Source organism: Achromobacter sp. UMC46, from assembly GCF_014170335.1.
In the GTDB taxonomy this organism is placed as follows: Bacteria; Pseudomonadota; Gammaproteobacteria; order Burkholderiales; family Burkholderiaceae_B; genus Achromobacter.
Genome location: NZ_LZZS01000011.1, coordinates 1 through 26,168 on the forward strand (window position 1 = coordinate 1; position 26,168 = coordinate 26,168).

A 26,168-nucleotide genomic window follows, 5' to 3' on the forward strand; every position below is an offset into this window, starting at 1 on the left:
CCCTGGTAGTCCACGCCCTAAACGATGTCAACTAGCTGTTGGGGCCTTCGGGCCTTAGTAGCGCAGCTAACGCGTGAAGTTGACCGCCTGGGGAGTACGGTCGCAAGATTAAAACTCAAAGGAATTGACGGGGACCCGCACAAGCGGTGGATGATGTGGATTAATTCGATGCAACGCGAAAAACCTTACCTACCCTTGACATGTCTGGAATTCCGAAGAGATTTGGAAGTGCTCGCAAGAGAACCGGAACACAGGTGCTGCATGGCTGTCGTCAGCTCGTGTCGTGAGATGTTGGGTTAAGTCCCGCAACGAGCGCAACCCTTGTCATTAGTTGCTACGAAAGGGCACTCTAATGAGACTGCCGGTGACAAACCGGAGGAAGGTGGGGATGACGTCAAGTCCTCATGGCCCTTATGGGTAGGGCTTCACACGTCATACAATGGTCGGGACAGAGGGTCGCCAACCCGCGAGGGGGAGCCAATCCCAGAAACCCGATCGTAGTCCGGATCGCAGTCTGCAACTCGACTGCGTGAAGTCGGAATCGCTAGTAATCGCGGATCAGCATGTCGCGGTGAATACGTTCCCGGGTCTTGTACACACCGCCCGTCACACCATGGGAGTGGGTTTTACCAGAAGTAGTTAGCCTAACCGCAAGGGGGGCGATTACCACGGTAGGATTCATGACTGGGGTGAAGTCGTAACAAGGTAGCCGTATCGGAAGGTGCGGCTGGATCACCTCCTTTCAGAGCTTAAGTGCTCGTATTAAGTGTCCACTCTTATCGGTTGTTTTTTGTAGCTGGGGTCAAGAATGCTTGACCCCACGTAGAAGCTAACTCATAGCGCTGCTTGCAGCGTTATGAGTTGGGTTTTACTCAACAGCTATATCGTTCTTTAACAATCTGGAAGAAGCACAACGAAATGTACTTATCAAGTACTCGGCGCAAGTCGAAGAAGATAAGTACGGGTTGTGATTGCATTATTTTGTTCCAAGTTCTCAAGACTGAGGTGAATAACCTCAGACTGCTTTGAAACTTATGAACGGCACAAACGCTAATACTCAGGTCCTATAGCCTACAGCGTTATAGGATCAAGCGACTAAGTGCATATGGTGGATGCCTTGGCGATCACAGGCGATGAAGGACGTAGTAGCCTGCGAAAAGCTACGGGGAGCTGGCAAACAAGCTTTGATCCGTAGATGTCCGAATGGGGAAACCCACTGCAGCAATGCAGTATCCCTAGCTGAATACATAGGCTAGTGGAAGCGAACCGGGTGAACTGAAACATCTCAGTAGCTCGAGGAAAAGAAATCAACCGAGATTCCGAAAGTAGTGGCGAGCGAAATCGGAAGAGCCTTTACGTTTTAGCACGCAAGATAGTCGAACGGAATGGAAAGTCCGGCCGTAGCAGGTGATAGCCCTGTAGGCGAAATCTTGTGTGTGGAACTAAGCGTAAGACAAGTAGGGCGGGACACGTGAAATCCTGTTTGAAGATGGGGGGACCATCCTCCAAGGCTAAATACTCGTGATCGACCGATAGTGAACCAGTACCGTGAGGGAAAGGCGAAAAGAACCCCGGAAGGGGAGTGAAATAGATCCTGAAACCGTATGCATACAAACAGTAGGAGCCTCCTTGTGGGGTGACTGCGTACCTTTTGTATAATGGGCAGCGACTTACATTCAGTGGCAAGGTTAACCGAATAGGGAAGCCGTAGCGAAAGCGAGTCCGAATAGGGCGATTCAGTCGCTGGGTGTAGACCCGAAACCAGATGATCTATCCATGGCCAGGTTGAAGGCACGGTAACACGTGCTGGAGGACCGAACCCACTAATGTTGAAAAATTAGGGGATGAGCTGTGGATAGGGGTGAAAGGCTAAACAAATCTGGAAATAGCTGGTTCTCTCCGAAAACTATTTAGGTAGTGCCTCAAGTATTACTGCGGGGGGTAGAGCACTGTTATAGCTAGGGGGTCATGGCGACTTACCAAACTATGGCAAACTCCGAATACCCGCAAGTACAGCTTGGGAGACAGAGCACCGGGTGCTAACGTCCGGACTCAAGAGGGAAACAACCCAGACCGCCAGCTAAGGTCCCGAATTATCGCTAAGTGGGAAACGAAGTGGGAAGGCATAGACAGTCAGGAGGTTGGCTTAGAAGCAGCCATCCTTTAAAGAAAGCGTAATAGCTCACTGATCGAGTCGTCCTGCGCGGAAGATGTAACGGGGCTAAGCGATAAACCGAAGCTGCGGGTGTGCACTTTTAGTGCACGCGGTAGGAGAGCGTTCTGTAAGCCTGCGAAGGTGGCTTGTAAAGGCTGCTGGAGGTATCAGAAGTGCGAATGCTGACATGAGTAGCGATAAAGGGGGTGAAAAGCCCCCTCGCCGTAAGTCCAAGGTTTCCTGCGCAACGTTCATCGGCGCAGGGTGAGTCGGCCCCTAAGGCGAGGCAGAGATGCGTAGCTGATGGGAAACTGGTTAATATTCCAGTACCGTCGTACAGTGCGATGGGGGGACGGATCGCGGAAGATCATCAGGGTGTTGGATGTCCCTGTTGCTGCATCGAAGATGGCGCTTAGGCAAATCCGGGCGCGTAAATCAAGGGTGTGGCACGAGCGAGCATTGCTTGCGAAGTGATTGGAAGTGGTTCCAAGAAAAGCCTCTAAGCTTCAGCTGTACGAGACCGTACCGCAAACCGACACAGGTGGACGGGATGAATATTCCAAGGCGCTTGAGAGAACTCAGGAGAAGGAACTCGGCAAATTGATACCGTAACTTCGGGAGAAGGTATACCCCGGTAGTGTGAAGCGCCTGCGCGCTTAGCATGATGGGGTCGCAGAGAATCGGTGGCTGCGACTGTTTATTAAAAACACAGCACTCTGCAAAGACGAAAGTCGACGTATAGGGTGTGACGCCTGCCCGGTGCCGGAAGGTTAAGTGATGGGGTGCAAGCTCTTGATCGAAGCCCCGGTAAACGGCGGCCGTAACTATAACGGTCCTAAGGTAGCGAAATTCCTTGTCGGGTAAGTTCCGACCTGCACGAATGGCGTAACGATGGCCACACTGTCTCCTCCTGAGACTCAGCGAAGTTGAAGTGTTTGTGATGATGCAATCTACCCGCGGCTAGACGGAAAGACCCCATGAACCTTTACTGTAGCTTTGCATTGATCTGTGAACCGGCCTGTGTAGGATAGGTGGGAGGCTTTGAAGCGTGGTCGCTAGATCACGTGGAGCCAACCTTGAAATACCACCCTGGTTTGTTTGCGGTTCTAACCTTGGTCCGTTATCCGGATCGGGGACAGTGCATGGTGGGCAGTTTGACTGGGGCGGTCTCCTCCCAAAGTGTAACGGAGGAGTTCGAAGGTACGCTAGGTACGGTCGGAAATCGTGCTGATAGTGCAATGGCATAAGCGTGCTTGACTGTGAGACTGACAAGTCGAACAGGTGCGAAAGCAGGACATAGTGATCCGGTGGTTCTGAATGGAAGGGCCATCGCTCAACGGATAAAAGGTACTCTGGGGATAACAGGCTGATACCGCCCAAGAGTTCATATCGACGGCGGTGTTTGGCACCTCGATGTCGGCTCATCTCATCCTGGGGCTGTAGCCGGTCCCAAGGGTATGGCTGTTCGCCATTTAAAGAGGTACGTGAGCTGGGTTTAAAACGTCGTGAGACAGTTTGGTCCCTATCTGCCGTGGGCGTTGGATACTTGACGGAGCCTGCTCCTAGTACGAGAGGACCGGAGTGGACGTACCTCTGGTGTACCGGTTGTCATGCCAATGGCATTGCCGGGTAGCTAAGTACGGAAGAGATAACCGCTGAAGGCATCTAAGCGGGAAACTCGTCTGAAGATTAGGTATCCCGGGGACTTGATCCCCCTAAAGAGTCGTTCGAGACCAGGACGTTGATAGGTCGGGTGTGGAAGCGCAGTAATGCGTTAAGCTAACCGATACTAATTGCTCGTGAGGCTTGATCCTATAACACTGATGGTTATTGACCTGGTGATATAGCGTTCCAAGTGTCGTTCAATACAAAATCTGGCTGCACCGTCGGCAGCCAGCCAACACCAATTACACCCCCCTGTGCATGATCATCGAGCAAGCCTCTGATCATCACACGTTGTGTTTCTTCCAAGATTGGAGCGGTTGCGTTTAACACGCAGCAGCTCAACCAGTTACGCCTGATGACCATAGCAAGGTGGTACCACTCCTTCCCATCCCGAACAGGACAGTGAAACGCCTTCGCGCCGATGATAGTGGACGGACGTCTGTGAAAGTAGGTCATCGTCAGGCTTTTATTCCGCAAAACCCCACAGGTGATCCTGTGGGGTTTTGTCTTTGGGCGATCGGATTGAAGAAAACCCCCTCGTGGCTGACGCCACGAGGGGGTTTTTGTTTTGGGACCGGAATATGTGCGCTTAGAGATCCGCCGGGTTGATCAGTGCGGTCAATACGTGATCGTGCCAGGCGCCATTGATTTGAAGATAAGACCGTGCTTGGCCTTCGCGCTGGAAACCCAGACTGGCCAGCAATCGGGCGCTGCGCGCATTTTCGGGTCGGTAATTGGCCATGATCCGGTGGAGCTTCATGTTCTGGAAGACATGGGCGATCGCAGCGGTCAGCCCCTCGCGCATCAAGCCCTGGCCTTGCCATCGTTCAGCGATGGAGTAGCCCAGGTGGCAGGCTTGAAACGCGCCCCGGACGATGTTGGTGAAGTTGCAGACACCGGCAAGTTCTCCGCTTGCCCGGCTGAACAGCAACAGGTGAAGCGCCTCGCCCTCCCCATTCCGCTTCGCCATTCCCTGCAGCCGCTCGGCGACGGCATAGCGTTCAAAGAAGGCGGCGTGGCGTAGCGGTTCCCAGGGCTGGAGATAGTCGTGGTTGTCCAGCAGGTACGTTCGCAGGCTGGCGGCATGGGACACCGCCGCTGGCAGCAGATGCAGCCGCGGCGTGGCGAGTCCGGCGTCGGGGAAAGCGAGGGGCAGGAGGTTCACGGTGCGCTATTTGTCTGGACTGGGCAAATACTGTTGGCGGTCAATGCCGTGGCGTTGCAGCTTGTCGTAGAAGGTCTTGCGGGGAATACCCAGCGACTCCAGTGTGGCCTTGATGTCTCCTTGATGCGCCGAAAGCGTATCGCGGATGTGTTGGGCCTCGAAGCGCTCGATCCTTTCGGGCAGGCTGCAAGCCTCTGTGTGTGCGGGCGGGGCCTCCAACGCGGGACTGTCCAGGACACCCAGGACCACGCGTTCGGCGAAATGCGCGAGCTCCCGCACATTGCCCGGCCAATCATGGGTCATGACGTATTGCTTGATCGCGGCGGGCATGTCCGGAATATCGCGATTGAAGCGGCGCGACGCATGCCCGAGATAGTGGGCAAAGAGCAGGGGGATGTCGTCCCGGCGCTCGCGCAGGGGCGGAATGCGGATCGTGACGACATTCAATCGGTAGAACAGGTCTTCTCGGAACTTGGCGCGGATGGCGGGATTGCCCAGGTCTTCCTTGGTGGCAGCAACGACGCGCAGGTCCAGATTGCGGACGTCATTGCTGCCTAGTGGCGTTATCTGACGGGATTCGAGCACGCGCAGCAGCTTGACCTGTACGGCCAGGGGCATGCTTTCGATTTCGTCCAGGAACAAGGTGCCGCCGCTGGCGTGTTCGATGCGGCCAATGCGCTTCTTCTGGGCACCGGTGAAGGCGCCCGGCTCATGTCCGAATAGTTCGCTCTCGATGACGCTTTCAGGCAAGGCGCCGCAGTTGATGGCGACCAGTTCGCGATGGCGGCGGCGGCTGAGCCGATGGAGCGCGGTGGCCACCACTTCCTTGCCGGTGCCCGTCTCGCCTTCGACCAGCACGTCGACATCCGCGTCCGCGATATGGCGCAGGGTCTGCTTGATGCGTTGCATGGCGGGGGTGGTGCCGATGAAAGGCACATCGTCTGCTTCCACCGCAAACGCGGCTTCGCGCAGACGGCGGTTTTCGAGGATCAGCCGCCGTTTTTCGGCGGCGTGAGTGATGGCGGTGAGGAGTCTGTCGGGCGGGTAGGGCTTGGCGAGGAAGTCGTAGGCGCCATCGCGCATGCACTGTACGGCGGTGGCGATATCGCCGTGGCCTGTAATGAGGATGACGGGAAGCTCGGGGTCTATATCGCGTAAGCGTTGGAACAATTGCAGGCCATCGATATCGGGCATGCGTATATCCGTCACGACCACGCCGTTGAATTCACGGTGCAGAAGGGGCAGCGCCGCGCGGGCCAAGCCGTGGGCATCCACCTGCATGCCGTGCAGCTTCAAGGTCTGGACGTTCGCCCGCCGCAGTTCTTCGTCGTCGTCGATGAAGACGACGTGAGGCGGGGCGGGCGGACGGAGCCGATCGTCTTCCGGTGCGGAGATGGAAGGCGGGGAGTCGGAAGGAGAGGAGTCAGCGGCGCGGGTCATGGCGTGAAGGCCGGAATGGATGTTACTGAGGCTGCCTTGCGCAGCGTCAGGGTGAACATGGCGCCTTGCTGGGGGCCATGCGGAGCGGGGAAGCCGGGATCGCTCGGGTGGGCCGCGCGCAATTCGCCGCCGAATTCGGTGACGATGTCGCGGCAAATGACGAGCCCCAGGCCCAGGCCTTCCGGCTTGCTTGTATGAAATGGCGTGAACAGGCGATCCCTGTCGTTCGGTGACAGGCCGGGGCCGTTATCGCTGACGTGGATCTGGAGCGTTGCGCCCAGGTCTTGAAGGGCGACGATGACGCGGCCGTCCGGCCGGCCCTCCAGCGCTTCCAGCGCATTCTGGAGCAGGTTCACCAGCACCTGTTCCAACCGCACGCGGTTGGCGAGGACCAGGAAGTCCTGCTCTGCCGGCGGGCGTTGGAGGCTCACGCCTTGACGGCGAGCACGCGGGCCCACCAGCAACAGTGCGCCGTCCAGCGCTTCCGTCAGGCGGGTCGGGCCAACCGAGGCCCCGGCCTTGCGCGAAAACGCGCGCAGTTCGCCGGTGATGTGTCCGATGCGTTCGGTTAGCGAAGCGATGGTGCCGAGGTTTTCCTGCACCGAACCGGCATCGTGGCGCCGAAGGAATTCGGACGCATTGTCCGCGTAGGCGCGGATGGCGGAGACCGGTTGATTGATTTCGTGCGCGACGCCGGCCGCGACCTGGCCTAGCAGGGCAAGTTTGCTGGCTTGCACCAATTCCTCTTGCATGATGTGCAGCTTGGCTTCGGTGCGTTGGCGTTCATCCATTTCGTCCATCAATTGCTCGTTCACGTCCAGCAATTGGGCTGTTCGTTCGTCTACCAGCGCCGCCAACTGTGCCTGGATGGCCGCATGCTGTTCCGCGCGTTCGCGGTGGCGTTGGCGGCGAACCAGCACGATGCCGACCGCGGCGGCCAACAGGCTGAGTGCAAGCAGGGCGCCCAATTGGGCGTTGGTGCTGGCCTGGTTCATGGCGGTTTGCACGGGCGACAACAGATGCAGCGTCCAACCTGGCGATTCCACGATGGGCAGCGTGGTGTGCAACAAGGGCGCGCCCTTGGGCAGCGGCGGCACGGCGTCGTCGGGGCGCACCAGTTGGCCAGTGCTGACCGGCGCAAGCGGGGGGGAGAGCGGCAGGGGCCGGAACTGGGCATCGCCGAATTGCAGGCTGGTGCGCAGGCTTTGCGCCAATCCGGGCGCCAGCGGCGCCAGGACGTCGAAGCGCCAGTCGGCAATGCTGCCCAACAGCACCACGCCATGTTCGTCCGTAACGAAGATCGGCGCGCTGGACTGGCGCCAGTCGGACTCGAGGTCACGGAAATCGACCTTCAGCACGATGACGCCCACCAGGTCGCCGTTGGCGTCGTCGATGCGCCGCGACAGGTACAGGCCGGCTTCGTGGCTGACCGTGCCCAATGCGAAATGTTCGGCGAAGCCGCGGGTGACGGAACCCTGGAAGTAGGGCCGGAACTGGTAGTCCACGCCGACGAACGTCGCCGGTTCGCGCCAGTTGCTGGCGGCGATGGCCAGGCCTTTCTTGTCCAGCAGGTAGATGGCCGATGCGCCGACCCCGCGGCTGAGCGTGTCCAGCTTTTCATCCAGCGACTCGATCTGCTCAGCGGATGCGCCCTGCAAGGCGGCCCGCACGTCGACATCCCGCGTCAACACGAAAGGCAGGGCCCTGAACTTGTCCAGGTTGTTGCGTAGCAGCGCGGCATTGATCTGCCCGGCGGCACGTGCCTGCACGGCTGCGGCCTGTACCGCGCCGTCGCGCGCCCACTGCGTCGCGATGTGTAGCACGCCGAAAACGAGGCCGACGGCAAGCATTGCCATTGCCGTCTTTGCCAGCCACGAGCGGTTCGCCGGCGTTCGCCGAGGCGGCGGCAGGGGGGAGGGATCCCAGTCGTGGCGGCCAGATCGAGGGGATGGGGCGCGGTTGAGCATGTGTGTGCGGTTTTTCGCACATTCTATCCGGTTTTTGTGTGATTTTCCGCCTAATGGGCGGGCAGGAAATCACGGGAGCCATTGGGAAACGGCGAAATATCAATGGCTTGGCGGCACGGTCAGGCTGCTTGGCTGGTTGGCACGGCTCTTGCATATATCAATGTAAGCCGGCCATCGACTGCCCGGTGAAATGGGCTTGCGGCGATAACGCAATGCCACAAAACAGATAACGCTCCGTCGCCCGCTGCGCTCAAGCGCCCGGGGCAAGGGGCAATGGTGGGGACAAACCCAATGATCGACGTGGATCACGGCGCGCCTGCGCGCAAGCTCAAGTTCTATCAAATCCTCTATGTCCAGGTGATTTTCGCCATCGTGGTCGGCGTGTTGCTGGGCGCGTTCAAGCCCGAACTCGGCCAGCAGATGCAGCCGCTGGGCGACGCCTTCATCAAGCTGGTGAAGATGATCATCTCTCCGGTGATCTTCCTGACCGTGGCATCCGGCATCGCCGCCATGAGCGACCTGAAGAAGGTGGGGCGCGTGGCGGGCAAGGCCATGCTGTATTTCCTGGTCTTCTCGACGCTGGCCCTGATCGTCGGCATGCTGGTCAGCCATTTGGTCCAGCCGGGCGCGGGGATGCATATCGACCCCAATACGCTGGATCAGAAGGCGGTGGCGACCTACGTGGCCAAGGCGCACGATTCGACCATCACCGGCTTCCTGATGAACATCATCCCGACGACGATCTTCAGTCCGTTCGTGGGCGGGGACATCCTTCAGGTCCTGTTCGTGGCGGTGCTGTTCGGCATCGCGCTGGCGATGGTCGGCGAGCGCGGCAAGCCCATCCTGAACTTCATGACGGCACTGGCCCAGCCGATCTTCAAGCTGGTCGCGATTCTGATGAAGGCGGCCCCGATCGGTGCCTTTGGCGCGATGGCGTTCACCATCGGCAAGTACGGCATCAAATCGGTCGTGAACCTGGCGATGCTGGTGGGCACCTTCTATGCCACCTCGGTGCTGTTCGTGGTGGTGGTGCTGGGCCTGGTCGCCCGCTACAACGGTTTCTCGATCCTGAAGCTGGTCCGCTACATTCGCGAAGAATTGCTGCTGGTGCTGGGCACGAGCTCGTCCGAAGCGGCGCTGCCGACCTTGATGCAGAAGATGGAACGCGCCGGGTGTTCGAAGTCGGTGGTCGGCCTGGTGGTGCCCACGGGATACTCGTTCAACCTGGACGGCACCAACATCTACATGACGATGGCGGCGCTGTTCATTGCCCAGGCTTGCGATATTCCCTTGTCGCTGGGGGATCAGATCCTGCTGCTGGCTGTTGCGATGCTGAGCTCCAAGGGTGCTGCCGGCGTGACGGGCGCAGGTTTCATCACCCTGGCCGCGACCTTGTCGGTCGTGCCGTCCGTGCCGATCGCCGGCATGACGCTGATCCTGGGCGTGGACCGCTTCATGTCGGAATGCCGGGCGCTGACGAACTTGGTCGGCAACGCCACTGCCACGGTTGTAGTTGCCCGTTGGGAAGGCGAACTGGATCAGGAGCAGCTGCACGCGGCGCTTGACGGCCAGGCGCCGGCCCTGCCCGAACCGGCGCCGGCCGTCGCATCCCAGACGCCGCTGAGCCACAAGGCCTGATCCGCAGGGACCATCCCGCCATGAAAAATCCCCCGGGGCCGGATGGCCTGTCGGGGGATTTTTTTGTTCAGGGGCCGCGTCAGGGCGTCTGGATGCCCGCGGCCCTTAGCAAGCCGGAGGTTTCAAACAGCGGCAAGCCCATCACGCCGGTATAGCTGCCGGAGATATGCGCGATAAAAGTGCCGGCCAGCCCCTGGATGCCATAGGCACCGGCTTTGCCGAAGGGTTCGCCGCTGTCGCAGTAGCGGCCGATTTCATCGTCGCTCAGCTCGCGCATGCGGACTTGCGTGACGGAAACGGCTTCCAGCAACTGGTCGCCTGCCCAGACGGCCACGGCGGTATGCACCTCGTGGGTCGCCCCGGACAGGGCGCGCAGGATGCGGAGGGCGTCGTCGCGGTCGGCAGGCTTGCCCAGCACGGCGCCATCCAGGATGACGGTGGTGTCGGCGGCCAGCAGGGGCAGGGGCGGCAACGCCTGGCTGCGCATCCAGTCGCGGCCGCGCAAGGCCTTGTCGCGGGCGGTGCGCCGCACGTAGTCGGCGGCGCTTTCGCCCGAGTGCTGGGGTTCGTCTTCGCCAGGCGGCGCCGGCACCCGCAGGACCTCGTGGGCCAGGCCGATCTGGGTCAGCAATTCGCGCCGTCTCGGGCTGGCCGAGGCAAGGTAGAGGCGGGGGGAGTCGGAGCCGGTTGTCTGGGACATGCGGGAACAGGATGGGCGCCGGCCCGGTGGGCGGTCAGGCGCGGTGATAGGGGTGGTTGGTCATGATGGCCCAGGCCCGATAGAGCTGCTCGGCCAGCACCACGCGCACCATGGGATGCGGCAACGTCAGGGAGGACAGGCGCAGTTGCCCGCTGCACGAGGCTTTCAGGTCGGCATCCAGTCCGTCAGGACCGCCGACGAGGAAGGCGACGTCTTGTCCGCCCGCCCGCCATTGCTCAAGCTTTTGCGACAAGGCCATCGTGGTGAGGTCGCGGCCGCGTTCGTCCAGCGCCAGGCGCAGGGCGCCGGCGGGCAACGCGGCTTCGATGCGCTTGGCTTCCGCCGCCATCATCTGGGCCGGCGTCTTGCCCGTGGTGCGGGGTTCAGGCTTGATCTCGCGCAGTTCCAGCGCGCAATCGGCCGGAAGGCGTTTGGCGTAGTCGGACCAGGCGGTCTCCACCCAGTCCGGCATCCGCGTGCCCACGGCCGCAACGATCAGTTTCACGGCAGGGACTCAGCTTTCGACGTCGTCGTAGCCGCTGTCGGTGGGGATCGGCGCCACGCGAGTGGATTCGGGCAGGAGCTTCACGCGCACCGGCTTGCCGCCCCAGATCTCTTCCAGGTTGTAGTACTGGCGGATGGCGGGCTGCATGATGTGCACGACGACGTCGCCCAAGTCGACGACGACCCATTCACCGGTGTCTTCGCCTTCGATGGTGATGCCGGACAAGCTCAGCGCACGGCCGCTGTCGGCCACGCTGGAAGCAAGGGCGCGGGTCTGGCGGTTGGAGGTGGCGCTTGCAATCACGACGCGATCGAACAGGCTCGTCAGATGCGTGGTGTTGTAGACCTTGATGTCTTGCGCCTTGACGTCTTCGAGGGCATCGATGACGGCGCGTTGGAGTTTCGTTATATCCATAGCTGCAAATATAACCCGCGGACGGACGGCGGATGCCGGCTCCGTGGCGCTTTGGGCGCCCGGCGGGTGTGGGTTTATCGGTAAAGCTGGTGCGCCGCAATATAAGCGGCGACAGCGGGGGGCAGCAGGCCATCGGTGGACTCGCCGGCCGCCAGGCGCCGGCGGATCTCGGAGGCGGACACCGCCATGGGGGCAAAGGGCAGTTCTTCCAGGCGGTGCCCGTGATCGCCCAGCCAGGTGGCCAGCTCGGCCGGGGGGGTCAACGGGGTGCCGGGGCGGGTCGCTACGGCCAAGTCCACCAGGCTGGCGATGTCGCGCCAGTTGCGCCAGGTGCAGAAATTGGCCAATTGGTCGGCGCCCAACAGCCAGACATAGCGCGCGTGCTGGGGCAGGGCGCGCAAGGTGTCGATGGTGTAAGTTGCGCCGCCGCGTTCGATTTCAATGGGATTGACGGCCAGGCCATCGTGGCCGGCGATCGCCAGTTCAAGCATGTCGCAGCGCTGTTCGCCGGTGGCGTGCAAGGCCGCGCGCTGCCAGGGGTTGGCAGCGGGGATCAGTTCCACGGCCGCCAAGCCGAGCGTTTGCAGGGCGTTCTGCGCCAAGGCAAGGTGCGCGACGTGGACGGGGTCGAAGCTGCCGCCCAGGAGACCGATGCGCTTCAAATCCAGTCCCGCGGCGTCAGGTAGGCGGCAAGCCCGGCTTCTGGGCTGCCCGCTTCCGGCTGCCAGTCGTACCGCCACTGCGCCATCGGCGGCATGGACAACAGGATGGATTCGGTGCGGCCGCCCGACTGCAGTCCGAACAGCGTGCCGCGGTCGAAGACCAGGTTGAATTCGACGTAGCGGCCACGGCGGTAGGCCTGGAAGTCGCGTTCGCGTTCCGTGTAGGCCAGTTCGCGGCGGCGTTCGACGATGGGCAGATAGCTGGGCAGGAAGGCGTCGCCGACCGAACGGGTCAGGGCGAACGAGGCGTCGAATCCCGGGGCGTTCAGGTCGTCGAAGAAAATACCGCCGATGCCGCGTGTTTCATTGCGGTGCTTCAAGAAGAAGTACTCGTCGCACCAGCGCTTGTAGCGCGGATAGTAGTCGGCGCCGTGCGGCGCCAGCGCATCCCGGCACACGGTATGGAAGTGCCGGGCGTCTTCTTCGAAGGGGTAGTAAGGGGTCAGATCGATACCGCCGCCGAACCAGAAAACGTCGGATTCGGCGTGGCCGGGGCGGGCCGCCGCCATGAACATCCGCACGTTCATGTGCGTGGTGGGCACATAGGGGTTGCGCGGGTGCAGCACCATCGACACGCCCATGGCTTCCCAACCGCGCCCGGCAAGCTCGGGTCGGTGGGCGCTGGCCGAGGGCGGCAGCTTGGTGCCCTTGACGTGGCTGAACAGCACGCCCGCCCGCTCGAACAGCTTGCCGCCTTCCAGCAGGCGAGACAGGCCGCCGCCGCCTTCGGGCCGGACCCATTCATCGGCGCGGAAGGCGCCGCCTTCCGCGGTTTCCAGGGCGCCGACAATGCGGGCCTGCAAGCCGGTGAAGTAGTCTCGGACGGTGGCGACGGGCAAGGCGTTCATCTATCGCTTTCCGTTCAGGCTTGGGGCTTGGGCTTTTGCTGGGACGGCTTGAGCGCGCGCCAGCCGATGTCGCTGCGGTACTGGCGGCCATCGAAGTGGATGCCGTCGATGGCTTCGTACACGCGGTCGCGGGCCATCTTGACCGAGTCGCCCAGCGCCGTCACGCAGAGCACGCGGCCGCCGGTGGTCTTGGTTTCGTCGCCGTCGAGTTCGGTGGCGGCGTGGAAGACCATGCAGTCTTCAGTGCCGGCGGGCAGGCCGCGGATCACGTCGCCGGTGCGCGGCGTGTTGGGGTAGTTGTGCGAAGCCAGCACCACGCCAAGCGCCGTGCGGCGGTCCCAGATGATGTCGGCCTGGTTCAGTGTGCCTTCCACGGCGTGCTCAAGGGCGTCCAGCAGGTCGCTCTTGACGCGCATCATGATGGGCTGCGTTTCCGGATCGCCCATGCGGCAGTTGAATTCCAGGGTCTTGATGGCGCGGTCGGGGTCATCGCCGGGGGCGATCATCAGGCCGGCGTACAGGAAGCCCGTGTAGGGAATGCCGTCGCGCGTCATGCCCTGCACGGTCGGCAGGATGATTTCACGCATGATGCGGTGATGGAGTTCGGGCGTGACCACCGGGGCAGGCGAGTAAGCGCCCATGCCGCCCGTATTGGGGCCCTGGTCGCCATCTTGCAGGCGCTTGTGGTCCTGGCTGGTCGCCAGCGCCAGCACGTTGCGGCCGTCGCACATGACGATGAAGCTGGCTTCTTCGCCTACCAGGCATTCTTCGATAACGACGCGCGCGCCGGCAGCGCCCATGGAGCCGTCGCCCAGCATGGCGTCGACGGCAGCGTGGGCCTCTTCCAGCGTGGCGGCGACCACGACGCCCTTGCCGGCGGCCAGGCCGTCGGCCTTGATCACGATCGGGGCGCCTTCCTTATCGATATAGGCGTGGGCAAGCGCCGGGTCGGTGAAGGTTTCGTAGCGGGCGGTCGGGATGTTGTGCCGGACCATGAAAGCCTTGGCATAGTCCTTCGAGCTTTCCAGCTGCGCGGCGGCCTTGGTGGGCCCGAAGATCTTCAGGCCGCGGGCGCGGAACACGTCCACGACGCCAGAGGCCAGCGGCGCTTCCGGGCCGACGACCGTCAGGGCGATACCCTCGCGCTGGACGAAATCGGCCAATTCCTCGGCATTGGTGAGCGCGATGTTTTCCATCTGCTCGGCCCGTTGCGTGCCGCCGTTGCCCGGCGCGACGTACACCTTGTGTACGCGCGGGGAGCGGGCCAGCCGCCAGGCGAGGGCATGTTCGCGGCCGCCCGAGCCAATAACCAGGAGTTTCATGTTGCGTGAGTCTGAAGGTTGCCACTGGCGCGCGGGCGGCAAGGGCCGCCCGTGCGTCAACAGGGGGGATTTACTGCGCTTCGTCGAAAATGACGGTCGTATAGACTTCCTGCACGTCGTCCAGGCCCTCCAGGGCGTCGAGCAGTTTCTGCATCTTGATGGCGTCTTCGCCAGCCAATTCGGTTTCGTTCAGGGCCTTCATGACGATGCCGTCGACTTCGGCCTTCAGGCCGGCGTCGTCGAAAGCCTTGCGCACGGCGGCATAGTCGGCCGGCGCGCACACGACTTCGATCACGCCTTCGTCATCCGTCAGGACGTCTTCGGCGCCCGCTTCCAGCGCGGCTTCCATGACCTTGTCTTCCGGCGTACCGGGGGCGAACACGAATTGGCCGCAATGCTTGAACATGAAGGCCACCGAGCCTTCCTGGCCCAGGTTGCCGCCGTTCTTGGCGAAGGCGTGGCGGACTTCCGCCACGGTGCGGGTGCGGTTATCCGTCATGCAATCGACGATGACCGCCGCGCCGCCGATGCCGTAGCCTTCGTAGCGGACTTCCTCGTAGGCGTCGCCGTCGGCGCCGCCGGCGCCACGCTGGATGGCGCGCTGGATGTTGTCCTTGGGCATGTTGGCGTCGGTCGCCTTGTCCCAGGCCATGCGCAAGCGCGGGTTGCTGTCCGGGTCGGGGCCGCCGGCGCGCGCCGCCACGGTGATTTCACGAATGATCTTGGTCCAGAGCTTTCCGCGCTTGGCGTCTTGACGCCCTTTGCGGTGCTGAATATTGGCCCATTTGCTGTGTCCGGCCATGGCTTCCCAGGATAAATTGTCTGCAAAAAAGGCATTTTACCGTGCCGGCGGCCCGCGCGCCCGGGAGGCCGGCGCCTGTGTCCTTATTGCCACGCGCACAAGGCGGGCGGCAAGCTCTACACTTGGGCATCCCACTGATTTCCTGGTCCGGAGCGCTGCACATGCCCAACCCCATCGTCATTGCTAAAAATGCACAGGCCGAGTTGGCGCTGCTGCCCGCCCTGGCCAACCGGCACGGATGCATCACCGGCGCCACCGGCACCGGCAAGACCGTCACTCTGCAGGTGCTGGCCGAGTCCTTTTCCCGCATCGGCACGCCGGTCTTCATGGCTGACGTCAAGGGCGACCTGACCGGCATTTCCCAGGCGGGCGCGGCCAGCCCGAAGCTGGCGGAGCGCCTGAAGAGCCTGGGCCTGGCCGAACCCGCCTGGGGCGCCAGTCCGGTCACGCTATGGGACGTGTTCGGCGAGCAAGGGCTGCCGGTGCGGGCCACCATTACCGACATGGGGCCGCTGCTGCTGTCGCGCATCCTGGAATTGAACGACACGCAGGAAGGGGTATTGACCCTGGTGTTCAAGGTCGCGGACGACGAGGGCCAGCTGTTGCTGGACTTGAAAGACCTGAGGGCCATGCTTCAAAACGTGGCCGATCGCTCGGCCGAACTCAAGACCCGCTACGGCAACGTGTCGTCCGCCAGCGTCGGGGCCATCCAGCGCGGCCTGTTGGCGCTGGAGTCCCAGGGCGCCGAAAAATTCTTCGGCGAACCCATGCTGGACGTGGCCGATCTGATGCGCACGGATGCCCAGGGGCACGGCATGGTCAACGTGCTGGCCGCCGACAAGCTGATGCAGGCGCCGCGCCTGTACGCCATTTTCCTGCTCTGGCTGCTGGCCGACCTGTACGAAAAACTGCCTGAGGTGGGCGACATGGACCAGCCCAAACTGGTCTTCTTCTTCGATGAGGCACACCTGCTGTTCAACGACGCCCCGCCGGCGCTGCTGAACAAGATCGAGCAGGTCGTGCGACTGGTCCGCTCCAAGGGCGTGGGCGTCTATTTCGTGACGCAGAATCCGTTGGACATCCCCGATACCGTGCTGGGGCAATTAGGCAACCGCGTCCAGCACGCCTTGCGGGCGTTCACGCCGCGCGACCAGAAGGCCGTCAAGACGGCGGCGCAGACGATGCGCCCCAATCCGGGGGTGGACATCGAAGCGGCCATTACAGAACTGGGCGTCGGGGAAGCGCTGGTGTCCTTGCTGGACGCCAAGGGCCGGCCCATGCCGACCGAGCGTGCCTTCATCGTGCCGCCGGCCAGCCGGATCGGTCCGGCGACGGATGCCGAGCGCCAGGCGTTGCGCCAGGGCAGCCCGATGGCGGCCAAGTACGAAAAGGCCATCGATCGGGAGTCCGCCTATGAAGTCCTGGCTGGCCGGGCTTCCGCCCCGGCAGATCCGGCGCAGAAGCCCGGCGCCCCGGCCAAGCCGGCGGGCGCCGAACCGCCTGCCGAGGCGTCGGGGGGCGGACTGATGGACAGCCTGAACGACGTGCTGTTCGGATCGACCGGCCCGCGGGGCGGCAAGCGCGACGGCGTTGTCCAGACCATGGCCAAAAGCACCGTTCGCTCGATCGCCCGGGAGCTGACTCGGGGCATATTGGGGTCGTTGCTGGGATCCAAGAGCCGGCGCTGATACACCCGAGTTGCAATTCGCAGATTGCAACACCAACGTTTTGTAACGGGGGTGTTGTGGTGCGCCCGTTTATGCCTATGATTCTGGGCGGTCTATCAAAGGAAAACTAAGGAAACGTGGTGGCTAAGAAACACAAGATTGCGGTAATTCCAGGAGACGGGATTGGCAAGGAGGTCGTGCCTGAAGGATTGAAAGTGCTGGACGCCGTTGCGGCGCGCTTCGGCATCGATTTCCAGTGGGATCATTTCGACTGGAGCTGCGACCACTACGCCAAGCACGGCAAGATGATGCCGGACGACTGGAAGGCGCAGATCGGTCAGCACGAAGCGATCTTCTTCGGTTCGATCGGCTGGCCGGCCACGGTGCCGGACCACGAGGCCCTCTGGGGCTCGCTGTTCAAGTTCCGCCGTGAATTCGATCAGTACATCAATTTGCGCCCGGTACGCCTGATGCCCGGCGTGCCGTCGCCGCTGGCGGACCGCAAGCCTGGCGACATCGATTTCTTCATCGTCCGCGAGAACACCGAAGGCGAGTATTCCAATAGCGGCGGCCGCCTGTTCGAAGGCACCGAACGCGAAGTGGTCATCCAGGAAAGCGTGTTCACGCGCATCGGCGCCGACCGCGTGCTGAAATTCGCGTTTGAACTGGCCCAGAAACGCGGCAAGCATCTGACCGCCGCCACCAAGTCCAACGGCATTTCGATTTCGATGCCGTGGTGGGACGAGCGCGTGGCCGACGTGGCCGGGAACTATCCGGACGTGCGTTGGGACAAATATCACATCGATATCCTGTGCGCGCATTTCGTGCAGCATCCTGATTGGTTCGATGTGGTGGTGGCGTCCAACCTGTTCGGCGACATCCTTTCCGACCTGGGGCCGGCGTGCACGGGCACGATCGGCATCGCCCCGTCGGCGAACCTGAATCCGGAGCGCAAGTTCCCGTCGCTGTTCGAGCCCGTGCACGGTTCGGCGCCCGACATCTACGGCAAGGGTATCGCCAACCCGATTGGGCAGATCTGGAGCGGCGCATTGATGTTGGATTTCCTGGGATATCCCGAGGCGTCGGCCGCTGTGGTGGCAGCGATCGAATCGGTGCTGGCCGAAGGCCCGCGCACCCGGGACATGAAGGGCAACGCGTCGACCGTCGAGGTCGGCGACGCAATCGCGTCGCTGATCGCGGCCGGATAGGCGCACTCAGCGGATACGGTCGGACAAGTGCCGATGGAAAACTCAATCTCCCCCTTGCCCGCCGCGCCTGTCGGCGGGGGGCGGGCCGACCGTTTCGTGCGCAAGCTGTTCCGCTTGCTGCGCTCGCGTACGCAACGGCACAACCAGCATCTGTGGCCGTTCGTGCGGATCTGGCGGGACCGGTCGGGGGTGATCTGCGGTTTTCGCGCGTTTGGCCGGTCGCTTTCCATTACGCCATTGGCGCAAGGCTACGATCCTGCCGATGAAACGGTGCATCTGATCCTGAGCGGCCCGTCCGTCGCGCAGATTCCCTACGACCAGTTGGACATCGGTGTCGCGATGGGCGTCAACGGCGCGATCGCGCTGGCGCGCAAGTTCGATCTGCCGTTCAAGTACTACTGCATCATCGACCAGAACTTCGTGCGCGAACGTATCGACCTGGTGCGTGAAATCGTCGGGCGCGACCTGACGCTGTACGTGTTTCCGGAGGTGCTGCGCTACATCATGCAAGGCATCCCGCAAGATGAGATCCGTTGCCGGATCTGCATCATCGAACTGATCTCCGAACGCGCCTACCAGCGCAGCGCCGCACCCGCGATGCTCAAGCGTATCGCCGCGGCGACGCCCGACGTGCAATTGCTGGATGCCAAGCAAGGCCTGGGCTATAGCTTCAATGCCTCGCTGGGCGTGTTCGACGCCGACACGGTAGCCTATGCGGCGTTGCAGGTGCTGGTGTCCAGTGGCGCCCGTCAGGTGTATGTGCATGGCCTGGACCTGACCTTGCAGCACGGCCTGCGCTTCTATGACGAAGGGGGGAAACCCCAGTCCAGCCGTCTGGCGCGCAAGTTCGCGAATCTGATCGAACCGTCGTTCCGCTTCGCGTCGGCGCAGTGGCGGGCCCGTGGCGTGTCGGTATTCAACCTGTCTCCGGTCAGCGCCTTGTCGCCCGATATCATCGAGCGCAGGGATTGGCAGGTCTTGTTGAAAGACGAGCCGGCCATGCAAAAGGGTGCCTGACAGGCACCCTTTTTTTTGCGGTGACAGGCGGTTGTGCGTCAGTGTGCGCCGGCTGCCGCTTCCGCCGCGCCACCGCCGCCGCCGGCCTTGGTGGAGCGGGGGCGGGCGAACCAGACCAACCCGGTCAACAGCAGGAAGATGATCGCCGAGGCATAGAACACGTCCACCGCGGACATGGTGAACGCCTGCGCGTTGATCAACCCATCCACCATGGTCAGGGCCTGTTGATGTGACATGCCCATCCCGTTCTGCAACGCGTTCAGCGTCTGGTCGAAGGCCTGCTGGCCGGGTTTGGCGATTTCGGTCAGCTGCGAGTGGTGCATGGTGGCGCGGTTTTCCCACAGCGTGGTGGCGATCGAGGTGCCGAACGCGCCGGCGGTCAGGCGCAGGAAGTTCGACAGGCCCGAGGCGGCGGGAATGCGCCACGGCTCGATGCTGGACAACGTGATGGAAGTCAGCGGCACGAAGAACGCCGCCATCGCCGCGCCTTGGATGATGGTCGGCAACATCAGCGTGCGCACATCCGTCTGGGTGTTGAAGCCCGACCGCATGAAGCAGACCAGCGCGAAGATCAGGAAGGCCACCGTCACGATCTGGCGGGGATCGCGGGTCGCCAGCATCTTGCCCACCAGCGGCGTCAGCAGGATAGCCAGCAGGCCGACAGGCGCCGTCACCAGGCCGGCGTAGGTCGCCGTGTAGCCCATATTGCTTTGCAGCCACAGGGGCAGCAGCACGACGTTGCCGAAGAAGACGCCGTAGGCCACCGCCAGCGTCAGCGCGCCGACCGTGAAGTTGCGGAGCTTGAACAGGCGCAGGTCCACGACGGGGTGGGCGTCGGTCAGTTCCCAGATCAGGAAGAAGACGAACGCGACGAAGGCGGTCGCGGCCAGCGCGATGATGGTCGGGCTGGCGAACCAGTCCAGTTCCTTGCCCTTGTCCAGCATGATCTGCAAGGCGCCGACCCAGACGACCAGCAGCACCAGGCCCAGCTTGTCGATGGGCAGCTTGCGGGTCAGGGATTCGCGGTTGCCATAGATGCGCCAGCTGATCCAGGCGGCCAGCAGGCCGACCGGCACGTTGATGTAGAAGATCCACGGCCACGTGTAGTTGTCCGAGATCCAGCCGCCCAGCAACGGCCCCGCAACGGGGGCCACCAGTGTGGTCATGGACCAGACCGCCAGCGCCATGCCAGCCTTGGACTTGGGGAAGCTGGCCAGCATCAGCGTCTGCGACAGCGGGATCATGGGGCCGGCTACCGCGCCTTGCAGCACGCGGAAGGCGATCAGCGCCTCCAGGGATGGCGAAAAACCGCACAACCACGAGGCCAGCACGAACAGCAGCGTCGAAATCAGGAACAGGCGGACCTGGCCGAACCGTTGCGTCAGCCAGCCCGTCAGCGGCACGGTGATGGCGTTGGCGACGGCGAATGACGTGATCACCCAGGTGCCCTGGCTGGAACTCACGCCCAGGTCGCCCGAGATGGTGGGGATGGACACGTTCGCGATCGACGTGTCCAGCACGTTCATGAACACCGCCGTGGACAGCGCGATGGACCCGATGATGCGGGTTGCACCTTCCAGCGGCGGATAGGTGCCTGCCGGCAGGACCGGCGGCACGTCGGGCGCGCCAGCGCCCGCGGGCTGGGCGGTCGTGCTCATGATGCCAGGTTGTCCTGGATGATTTTGTTGATCATGGTGTCGACTTCATCATGCGCGGGTTCGAAGGCGCGGGTGGACCACGCCGGTTCCTTGCGGGAAATCTGCGTCAGCGGTTCACCTTCCTGCTTGCCGACATCGACTTCCACGTCCATGGACAGGCCGACGCGCAACGGGTGCGACTTCAGGTCTTCCGGGTCCAGGGTGATGCGCACGGGCACCCGCTGCACCACCTTGATCCAGTTGCCGGTGGCGTTCTGCGCCGGCAGCAGGGCGAAGGCGCTGCCGGTGCCGGCGTCCAGGCCCGAGATCTTGCCGTGATAGGTGATTGCGCTGCCGTACAGGTCGGCCACCATCTTGACGGGTTGGCCGATGCGCATCTTGCGCAACTGGCCTTCCTTGAAGTTGGCTTCCACCCAGACCTGGTCCAGCGGAACCACCGTCATCAGTGCATTGCCGGGGGCGACACGCTGGCCCACCTGCACGCTGCGGCGGGCGATCACGCCGCCCACGGGCGCCGGCAGCACCGTGCGGGACTGCGCCAGCCACGCATTGCGCAGGCCGGCCGCGGCCTGAAGCACGTCGGGATGGTTGGCGACGGTCGTGCCTTGCGTCAATGCCTGGTTGGTGGCCAGCTTGGCGCGCGACGCAGCCAGGGAGGCGCGGGCCTGCGCCAGGCCCGACTGGGCCGACTTCAACGCGGCTTCGGCGTGCAGGATTTCTTCACCGCTGACGCCGCCGGACTTGGCCAGTTGCTGGCGGCGGCTGACGTCGCTTTGCGCGCGGGTCAGTTCGGCCTGGGCGCGCATGATGTCGGCGTTGCGCAGGTCGACGTCGGCGGCCAGTGCGTCGTTCTGGACGTAATAGGTGCGGACCTGGCGCACCATCTGCGCCAGTTTGGCTTGCGCCTGTTGCAGCGCCACGTCGGTGTCGGCCGGGTCCAGGCGCACCAGCGGCTGGCCGGCGGTGACGGTTTCGGTGTCGTCGGCTTCGATGGCGATGACCGTGCCGGGCACTTGCGGCGTGATCTGCACCAGGTTGCCGTGCACATAGGCGTCGTCGGTGCTTTCGAAATGGGCGCCGAACAAGGCCCACCAGATGCCGTAGGCGATGGCGACAAGGATGAAGACGCCGGTGGCCAGCAGCAGCAGGCGTTTACGGGCGGGATTGGTCGTGGGGGTGGTGGCAGCGTTCATGACGTCTGAATCCGGGGATCGTTCAATGAATGGGGGGCGTGGCGGGGGCGGACGGCGCCTGGGAGGCCGAGGCGGGTTCGGAACCGGCTTCGGCTTCGGGGACGTAGCCGCCGCCCAGCGCATTGGCCAGATTGGCATCCAGCTGATAGGCGCGAATGCGCAGGTCGGTGTCCAGGCGGGCCTGGGTCAGCACGCCGGTCTGCGCGATGAGCACGGTGATGTAGTTGCCCAATCCGGCCTTGTAACGGTTCACAGCCAGTTCATACGCGGCTTCGATCGCTTCGCGGGCCTGGCGCTGCTGGGCCCGTTCCTGGTCCAGCAGGCGCAGGCCGTCCAGGGCGTCGGCGACCTGGTGCACCGCGTCCAGCACGGACTGGTTGTAGTCCGACACGGCCAGGTCGGCGTCGGCGCGGCGGCCCGCCAGGTTGGCGTTCAGTTCGCCGCCGTGGAAGATGGGCAGCGTGATGGCGGGGCCAAAGCCGGCGGTGCGGGCGGCGGCGCTCAACAGGTTGCCGGTGCCCAAGGCCTGGAAGCCGGCGAACGCCGTCAGATTGACGTTGGGATAGAACTCGGCCTTCGCGGTATCGATGGCGCTGCGGGCGGCTTCGGCGCGCCAGCGGGACGCGACGACGTCGGGGCGGTGGCCCAGCAGGTCCAGGGGGATCTGGGCCGGCACGACGCCCGCCGGGGCGGTCAGGTCGACGGCGACGAGCGATTGGCCGCGTTGCGGCCCGGCACCGGTCAGTGCGGCGACTTGATTGCGCAGTTGCGCCAGCGTCGTCTCGGTCTGCGTCAGCTCCACCTGGCCGGCGGCAAGCGAGGATTCCGCCTGCTTCACCTCGACCTGGGTGTCCAGGCCGGCGGTGTAGCGGCCCTGCGTCAGCGACAGCACGTCGGCGCGTTGCGCGATCACGCGTTTGAGCACGTCGCGCTGGGCGAAGGCGTTCTGCAGGTTCAGATAGGCGCGGACCGTGGCGCTGGCCAGCATGTTGCGGGCCGCCTGCGCATCGGCGACGGCAGCTTCGCGCTCGGATACGGCCGACTTCAGGCGCGACCGGTTCTTGCCCCAGAAGTCCAGCTCATAGCTGAAATCCAGCGCCAGCCGGTTGTCGCTGACCACCGAGCCGCCCAGCGGGGCCGGGTAGATGTAGTCCGATGACAGGTGTTCGCGGTTCAGCGAGTAATCGGCATCTACGCGCGGCAGCAGCGGCGCGCGGGCCGTGCTGACGGCGGCGTTGGCCTTGGCCAGCCGGGCTTGGGCGGCGCTCATCGACGGGCTGTTGGCCAAGGCTTCGTCCATCAGCGCATTGAGCTGGCTGTCGCTGTAGCGTTGCCACCATTGCGTGTTGGGCCAGGCCGTGTCTTGCCCGATCAGCCCCAGTTTGGCCGCGTCCAGCGCCGCAACGGGCGCCGGCCCGGACTCCATGAATGCGCAACCGCTCAGGGCCAGCACCAATACGGTAGAAAGAAGGCGTTTCATCCTGACTGTTTGCTGAAAGTAATTGATTAATCTGTATTTGCCTAGGCAAATATTATGCCAAATAAAACCCCAGGTCAGTGGGGTGGGCAGGAAAGGGGGGGCGAACGCCGTCAGCGTTCGGGAGCCGTGCTGGAAGCGGATCCGTTGGCGATCATGCGGCGCATGAAGTGCATCAGCTGGGTGACTTCGTCGGTGGAAAAACCGCGCAGGTGGTGGTTCAGCGACCGGGCGATATTCGGCGGGATTTCGCGGGCCTTGGATTCGCCCAGTTCGGTCAGTTCGATCTTGACGACGCGGCGGTCCGTCTGGCTGCGAGTACGGCGCAGCAGGCCTTTAGCCTCAAGACGGTCAAGCGCACGCGTCATGGCGCCGGTGTCCATGTCGTTCAAGCGGGCCAATTCAGCGGGGGTGTCGGCCCGGCCCAGGAAGACCATCGCCAGCGGACGCCATTGCATGGCGGTCAGGTCCAGCGGGGCCATTTCCTGGTCCAGCATCCGGTTCAGGGAATGGTAGGCCAGCTTGATCAGGTAGCCGGCGTTGTCTTCCGCCATGCAGCGGTTGTCGCTGCGGTAGTGGACGGGAGTATCGGACGACGGCGGGGAAGTTTCGGCATTCATGCGCCGAATTTTACTGCCTAGTCAGTTATTGTCAAGGCTGTGTTGTTGGGGGCGGGGCGGCGTCTGGCACCGCGCTCTTGCGCAGGCCGGACCACACGATGGCGGCCACGATCAGGGCGGCGCCCGCGATCATGCGCGGCGTGGGTTCCTGGCTGAACAGGGCCCAGGCGAAGGCGATGGCGTAGACGGGTTCCAGGGCGATGACCAGGCCGGCGCTTCGCGCGTTCAGGCGAGTCAGGCTGGAGACGAACAGATAGTGCGACAGCCCCGTGCAGAACACGCCCAGCAAGGCCAGCCAGAGCCAGTCCACGGCAGGCAGGGCGGGCAACTGGCCCACGGCGAACGGCATCATGACCAGCGCCACGACCACGTTCTGCCAGCACGCCACCTGCATCGGGTCCATGCCCGAGGCCGAACGCCGGTTGCTCAAGGCCAGCAGGGCGAAGGTCAGGCCCGACAGCAGGCCCCATGCCAAGCCGATCGTGCCCTGGTCGGCGAAGTCGAAAGACGGCGTGACGAGGACCAGGCCGGCGGTGACCAGCCCCAGCAGCATCCATTCGGCCGCGCGGATGCGCTCCCGGAAGATCAGGCCTTCGAACAGCGTGATGAAGGCCGGGAAACTGGCAAAGCCCAACGTGGCGATGGCGATGCCGCCCACCTTGACCGAAATGAAGAATGTGACCCAGTGGGTGGCCAGTAGCGCGCCGGCGATCACCAGCACGAACAATTGGGCAGGGGTCAGCACGCCCAGCAGGGGCTTGCGCCGCATGCGGGCGAACACGCCCAGTGAAATCACCGCGAAGACCGCCCGCCCCAGCGTGATGACGGCGGCGCTGGCCTGGATCAACTCCCCGAAGACGCCGGTCAGGCCGAACAGCACGGCGGCGATATGGATGTAGGTCAGAGCGCGTTGTCGGGTCATGCGATGGGAAATTTGATGCCAAAAAGCGGGGATGGGCGTGCAATTCGGTTTGCACTGAATCTAAAATCATCGCATGAATCGTCTTGCCAGGTTTTTGCCGCCTTCCCTCCCGTCCGGCCGCGCGGCCGGCATCCTCATGGCGACGCTTGGCGCGGTGCTGTTTTCAGCCAAGGCGATCGTCGTCAAGTTCACCTACCGCTACGGGATCGACGCCGTCACGCTCATCGCTTTCCGGATGCTGTTCGCCATGCCGTTCTTCGCGGCGGTCGCCTGGCACCAGTCACGCCGCGCCGCCCGAGGCGAGATCGTGGTGATGACGGCCAAAGAGCGCGCGCAAGTCATCGTGCTGGGCCTGCTGGGCTACTACCTGTCCAGCTTCCTGGATTTCCTGGGGCTGCGCTACATCACCGCCAGCCTGGAGCGCCTGATCCTCTTCCTGTCGCCGTCGCTTGTGGTGCTGTTGTCCGCGTTCTGGTTCAAACGCCCGGTGGAACGCCGGCAGTGGCTCGCCATGGTCTTGTCCTATGCGGGCGTGGTGCTGGTGTTCGCCCATGACCTGTCCTTCGGCGGCGGCGGCGAGGTGCTGTTAGGGTCTTTGTTCGTTTTTGGCTCGGCGGCAAGCTATTCTGTCTACCTGATTTGTTCTGGCGAACTGATCAAGCGGGTCGGGCCGACGCGCCTGGTGGCCTATGCCATGCTGGTGTCGTGCGTGGCCTGCATCATCCAGTTTTTCGTGATTCATCCACCGTCGATGCTGATTCAACCGGCCGGGGTCTACGGATATTCCGTGATCCATGCCACGCTGAACACGGTGGTGCCGGTCTTCATGCTGATGTGGGCGGTGTCGCTGATCGGCGCGCCCACGGCGTCGCTGCTGGGCATGGTGGGGCCGGTGTCGGTGCTGTTCCTGGCGTCGTGGTTCCTGAACGAGCCCATCACCGTATGGCAGATGGCGGGAACCGCGTTGGTGCTGGCCGGCGTGTTCGCCCTGATGGGCGTCGGCGCCGGCAAGCAGGCGTCCGCCGTGCCGCGCGAGGCCCGTCCGCCGCGTTGAAGTCTGGTT

General features: G+C 63.2%; 20 protein-coding genes and 3 rRNA genes. 8 read left to right on the forward strand and 15 right to left on the reverse strand.

Annotated features, from left to right (window positions below; translation table 11 throughout):
- From A9973_RS12410 to rrf, 3 genes are all read left to right on the forward strand, one after another.
- Positions 1 to 743 (forward strand): 16S ribosomal RNA (locus A9973_RS12410); the annotation flags it as partial.
- Positions 744 to 1,085: 342 nt separating this feature from the next.
- Positions 1,086 to 3,969, forward strand: a 23S ribosomal RNA gene (locus A9973_RS12415).
- A 202-nt stretch (positions 3,970 to 4,171) separates the two neighbouring features.
- A 5S ribosomal RNA gene (gene rrf, locus A9973_RS12420) occupies positions 4,172 to 4,284 on the forward strand.
- Between the two features lie 125 nt (positions 4,285 to 4,409).
- Here the strand turns inward: rrf and A9973_RS12425 are convergent.
- The 3 genes from A9973_RS12425 to A9973_RS12435 are packed head-to-tail and all read right to left on the reverse strand — an operon-like array spanning position 4,410 to position 8,281.
- Positions 4,410 to 4,985 carry a GNAT family N-acetyltransferase gene (locus A9973_RS12425; RefSeq protein ID WP_183014077.1) on the reverse strand — a complete coding sequence of 192 codons (576 nt, stop codon included), beginning with the start codon at positions 4,983 to 4,985 and terminating at the stop codon, positions 4,410 to 4,412.
- 6 nt (positions 4,986 to 4,991) lie between these two features.
- Positions 4,992 to 6,425: a sigma-54 dependent transcriptional regulator gene (locus A9973_RS12430; protein WP_220805489.1), complete on the reverse strand. Its 1,434-nt coding sequence runs from the start codon at positions 6,423 to 6,425 to the stop codon at positions 4,992 to 4,994.
- Positions 6,422 to 8,281: an ATP-binding protein gene (locus tag A9973_RS12435; protein WP_183014078.1), complete on the reverse strand. Its 1,860-nt coding sequence runs from the start codon at positions 8,279 to 8,281 to the stop codon at positions 6,422 to 6,424. The genes A9973_RS12430 and A9973_RS12435 overlap by 4 nt, the downstream gene beginning before the upstream one ends.
- A gap of 402 nt (positions 8,282 to 8,683) precedes the next feature.
- Here A9973_RS12435 and A9973_RS12440 point away from each other — a divergent pair, with 402 nt between their 5' ends.
- On the forward strand, positions 8,684 to 10,030 hold the full coding sequence (locus A9973_RS12440) for a dicarboxylate/amino acid:cation symporter (RefSeq protein ID WP_183014079.1): 1,347 nt from the start codon (positions 8,684 to 8,686) through the stop codon (positions 10,028 to 10,030).
- 79 nt (positions 10,031 to 10,109) lie between these two features.
- Here A9973_RS12440 and A9973_RS12445 read toward each other — a convergent pair whose 3' ends face one another.
- The 7 genes from A9973_RS12445 to A9973_RS12475 form a co-directional block, all read right to left on the reverse strand.
- On the reverse strand, positions 10,110 to 10,730 hold the full coding sequence (locus A9973_RS12445; protein WP_183014080.1) for a nucleoside triphosphate pyrophosphatase: 621 nt from the start codon (positions 10,728 to 10,730) through the stop codon (positions 10,110 to 10,112).
- Between the two features lie 34 nt (positions 10,731 to 10,764).
- Positions 10,765 to 11,235 carry a 23S rRNA (pseudouridine(1915)-N(3))-methyltransferase RlmH gene (gene rlmH / locus A9973_RS12450; protein WP_183014081.1) on the reverse strand — a complete coding sequence of 157 codons (471 nt, stop codon included), beginning with the start codon at positions 11,233 to 11,235 and terminating at the stop codon, positions 10,765 to 10,767.
- A 9-nt stretch (positions 11,236 to 11,244) separates the two neighbouring features.
- A complete protein-coding gene (gene rsfS / locus A9973_RS12455) occupies positions 11,245 to 11,649 on the reverse strand; it encodes a ribosome silencing factor (RefSeq protein ID WP_183014082.1) in 405 nt (134 codons plus the stop codon).
- Between the two features lie 74 nt (positions 11,650 to 11,723).
- The gene (nadD, locus tag A9973_RS12460) at positions 11,724 to 12,311 is read right to left on the reverse strand and encodes a nicotinate (nicotinamide) nucleotide adenylyltransferase (protein WP_183014083.1); all 588 of its coding nucleotides are present in this window, start codon (positions 12,309 to 12,311) and stop codon (positions 11,724 to 11,726) included.
- The gene (gene hemF, locus A9973_RS12465; RefSeq protein WP_183014084.1) at positions 12,308 to 13,219 is read right to left on the reverse strand and encodes an oxygen-dependent coproporphyrinogen oxidase; all 912 of its coding nucleotides are present in this window, start codon (positions 13,217 to 13,219) and stop codon (positions 12,308 to 12,310) included. Before hemF ends, nadD begins: the two co-directional genes overlap by 4 nt.
- A gap of 14 nt (positions 13,220 to 13,233) precedes the next feature.
- Positions 13,234 to 14,541: a phosphoribosylamine--glycine ligase gene (gene purD / locus A9973_RS12470; RefSeq protein ID WP_183014085.1), complete on the reverse strand. Its 1,308-nt coding sequence runs from the start codon at positions 14,539 to 14,541 to the stop codon at positions 13,234 to 13,236.
- Between the two features lie 70 nt (positions 14,542 to 14,611).
- Positions 14,612 to 15,343 carry a YebC/PmpR family DNA-binding transcriptional regulator gene (locus A9973_RS12475; RefSeq protein ID WP_183014086.1) on the reverse strand — a complete coding sequence of 244 codons (732 nt, stop codon included), beginning with the start codon at positions 15,341 to 15,343 and terminating at the stop codon, positions 14,612 to 14,614.
- 161 nt (positions 15,344 to 15,504) lie between these two features.
- Between A9973_RS12475 and A9973_RS12480 the strand changes: the two genes are divergently transcribed.
- The 3 genes from A9973_RS12480 to A9973_RS12490 all read left to right on the forward strand — a co-directional run bounded on the left by A9973_RS12480 (position 15,505) and on the right by A9973_RS12490 (position 19,235).
- On the forward strand, positions 15,505 to 17,031 hold the full coding sequence (locus tag A9973_RS12480) for a helicase HerA-like C-terminal domain-containing protein (RefSeq protein WP_183014087.1): 1,527 nt from the start codon (positions 15,505 to 15,507) through the stop codon (positions 17,029 to 17,031).
- Positions 17,032 to 17,150: 119 nt separating this feature from the next.
- On the forward strand, positions 17,151 to 18,218 hold the full coding sequence (locus tag A9973_RS12485; RefSeq protein WP_183014088.1) for a tartrate dehydrogenase: 1,068 nt from the start codon (positions 17,151 to 17,153) through the stop codon (positions 18,216 to 18,218).
- A 33-nt stretch (positions 18,219 to 18,251) separates the two neighbouring features.
- Positions 18,252 to 19,235 carry a hypothetical protein gene (locus A9973_RS12490; RefSeq protein WP_183014089.1) on the forward strand — a complete coding sequence of 328 codons (984 nt, stop codon included), beginning with the start codon at positions 18,252 to 18,254 and terminating at the stop codon, positions 19,233 to 19,235.
- 38 nt (positions 19,236 to 19,273) lie between these two features.
- Here A9973_RS12490 and A9973_RS12495 read toward each other — a convergent pair whose 3' ends face one another.
- The 5 genes from A9973_RS12495 to A9973_RS12515 form a co-directional block, all read right to left on the reverse strand.
- A complete protein-coding gene (locus A9973_RS12495) occupies positions 19,274 to 20,893 on the reverse strand; it encodes a DHA2 family efflux MFS transporter permease subunit (protein WP_255469140.1) in 1,620 nt (539 codons plus the stop codon).
- Positions 20,890 to 22,086 (reverse strand): efflux RND transporter periplasmic adaptor subunit, encoded by a 1,197-nt coding sequence (locus A9973_RS12500; protein WP_183014090.1) that lies wholly within the window; start codon positions 22,084 to 22,086, stop codon positions 20,890 to 20,892. The genes A9973_RS12495 and A9973_RS12500 overlap by 4 nt, the downstream gene beginning before the upstream one ends.
- A gap of 22 nt (positions 22,087 to 22,108) precedes the next feature.
- Positions 22,109 to 23,566 (reverse strand): efflux transporter outer membrane subunit, encoded by a 1,458-nt coding sequence (locus A9973_RS12505; protein ID WP_183014091.1) that lies wholly within the window; start codon positions 23,564 to 23,566, stop codon positions 22,109 to 22,111.
- Between the two features lie 110 nt (positions 23,567 to 23,676).
- On the reverse strand, positions 23,677 to 24,183 hold the full coding sequence (locus tag A9973_RS12510; RefSeq protein ID WP_183014092.1) for a MarR family winged helix-turn-helix transcriptional regulator: 507 nt from the start codon (positions 24,181 to 24,183) through the stop codon (positions 23,677 to 23,679).
- Positions 24,184 to 24,214: 31 nt separating this feature from the next.
- Positions 24,215 to 25,105, reverse strand: a complete 891-nt coding sequence (locus tag A9973_RS12515) for a DMT family transporter (RefSeq protein ID WP_183014093.1) — start codon at positions 25,103 to 25,105, stop codon at positions 24,215 to 24,217.
- A gap of 73 nt (positions 25,106 to 25,178) precedes the next feature.
- Between A9973_RS12515 and A9973_RS12520 the strand changes: the two genes are divergently transcribed.
- Complete coding sequence (locus A9973_RS12520) at positions 25,179 to 26,159, forward strand: DMT family transporter (RefSeq protein WP_183014094.1); 981 nt, start codon at positions 25,179 to 25,181, stop codon at positions 26,157 to 26,159.
- Positions 26,160 to 26,168: the final 9 nt, after the last annotated feature.

What these genes read in the sequence shown, in the direction of transcription:
- A9973_RS12430 (WP_220805489.1), bottom strand. Translation starts at nt 6,425, where the DNA reads ATGACCCGCGCCGCTGACTCCTCTCCTTCCGACTCCCCGCCTTCCATC.
- A9973_RS12435 (WP_183014078.1), bottom strand. Translation starts at nt 8,281, where the DNA reads ATGGCAATGCTTGCCGTCGGCCTCGTTTTCGGCGTGCTACACATCGCG.
- A9973_RS12440 (WP_183014079.1), top strand. Translation starts at nt 8,684, where the DNA reads ATGATCGACGTGGATCACGGCGCGCCTGCGCGCAAGCTCAAGTTCTAT.
- A9973_RS12445 (WP_183014080.1), bottom strand. Translation starts at nt 10,730, where the DNA reads ATGTCCCAGACAACCGGCTCCGACTCCCCCCGCCTCTACCTTGCCTCG.
- rsfS (WP_183014082.1), bottom strand. Translation starts at nt 11,649, where the DNA reads ATGGATATAACGAAACTCCAACGCGCCGTCATCGATGCCCTCGAAGAC.
- hemF (WP_183014084.1), bottom strand. Translation starts at nt 13,219, where the DNA reads ATGAACGCCTTGCCCGTCGCCACCGTCCGAGACTACTTCACCGGCTTG.
- purD (WP_183014085.1), bottom strand. Translation starts at nt 14,541, where the DNA reads ATGAAACTCCTGGTTATTGGCTCGGGCGGCCGCGAACATGCCCTCGCC.
- A9973_RS12475 (WP_183014086.1), bottom strand. Translation starts at nt 15,343, where the DNA reads ATGGCCGGACACAGCAAATGGGCCAATATTCAGCACCGCAAAGGGCGT.
- A9973_RS12480 (WP_183014087.1), top strand. Translation starts at nt 15,505, where the DNA reads ATGCCCAACCCCATCGTCATTGCTAAAAATGCACAGGCCGAGTTGGCG.
- A9973_RS12490 (WP_183014089.1), top strand. Translation starts at nt 18,252, where the DNA reads ATGGAAAACTCAATCTCCCCCTTGCCCGCCGCGCCTGTCGGCGGGGGG.
- A9973_RS12495 (WP_255469140.1), bottom strand. Translation starts at nt 20,893, where the DNA reads ATGAGCACGACCGCCCAGCCCGCGGGCGCTGGCGCGCCCGACGTGCCG.
- A9973_RS12500 (WP_183014090.1), bottom strand. Translation starts at nt 22,086, where the DNA reads ATGAACGCTGCCACCACCCCCACGACCAATCCCGCCCGTAAACGCCTG.
- A9973_RS12505 (WP_183014091.1), bottom strand. Translation starts at nt 23,566, where the DNA reads ATGAAACGCCTTCTTTCTACCGTATTGGTGCTGGCCCTGAGCGGTTGC.
- A9973_RS12510 (WP_183014092.1), bottom strand. Translation starts at nt 24,183, where the DNA reads ATGAATGCCGAAACTTCCCCGCCGTCGTCCGATACTCCCGTCCACTAC.
- A9973_RS12515 (WP_183014093.1), bottom strand. Translation starts at nt 25,105, where the DNA reads ATGACCCGACAACGCGCTCTGACCTACATCCATATCGCCGCCGTGCTG.
- A9973_RS12520 (WP_183014094.1), top strand. Translation starts at nt 25,179, where the DNA reads ATGAATCGTCTTGCCAGGTTTTTGCCGCCTTCCCTCCCGTCCGGCCGC.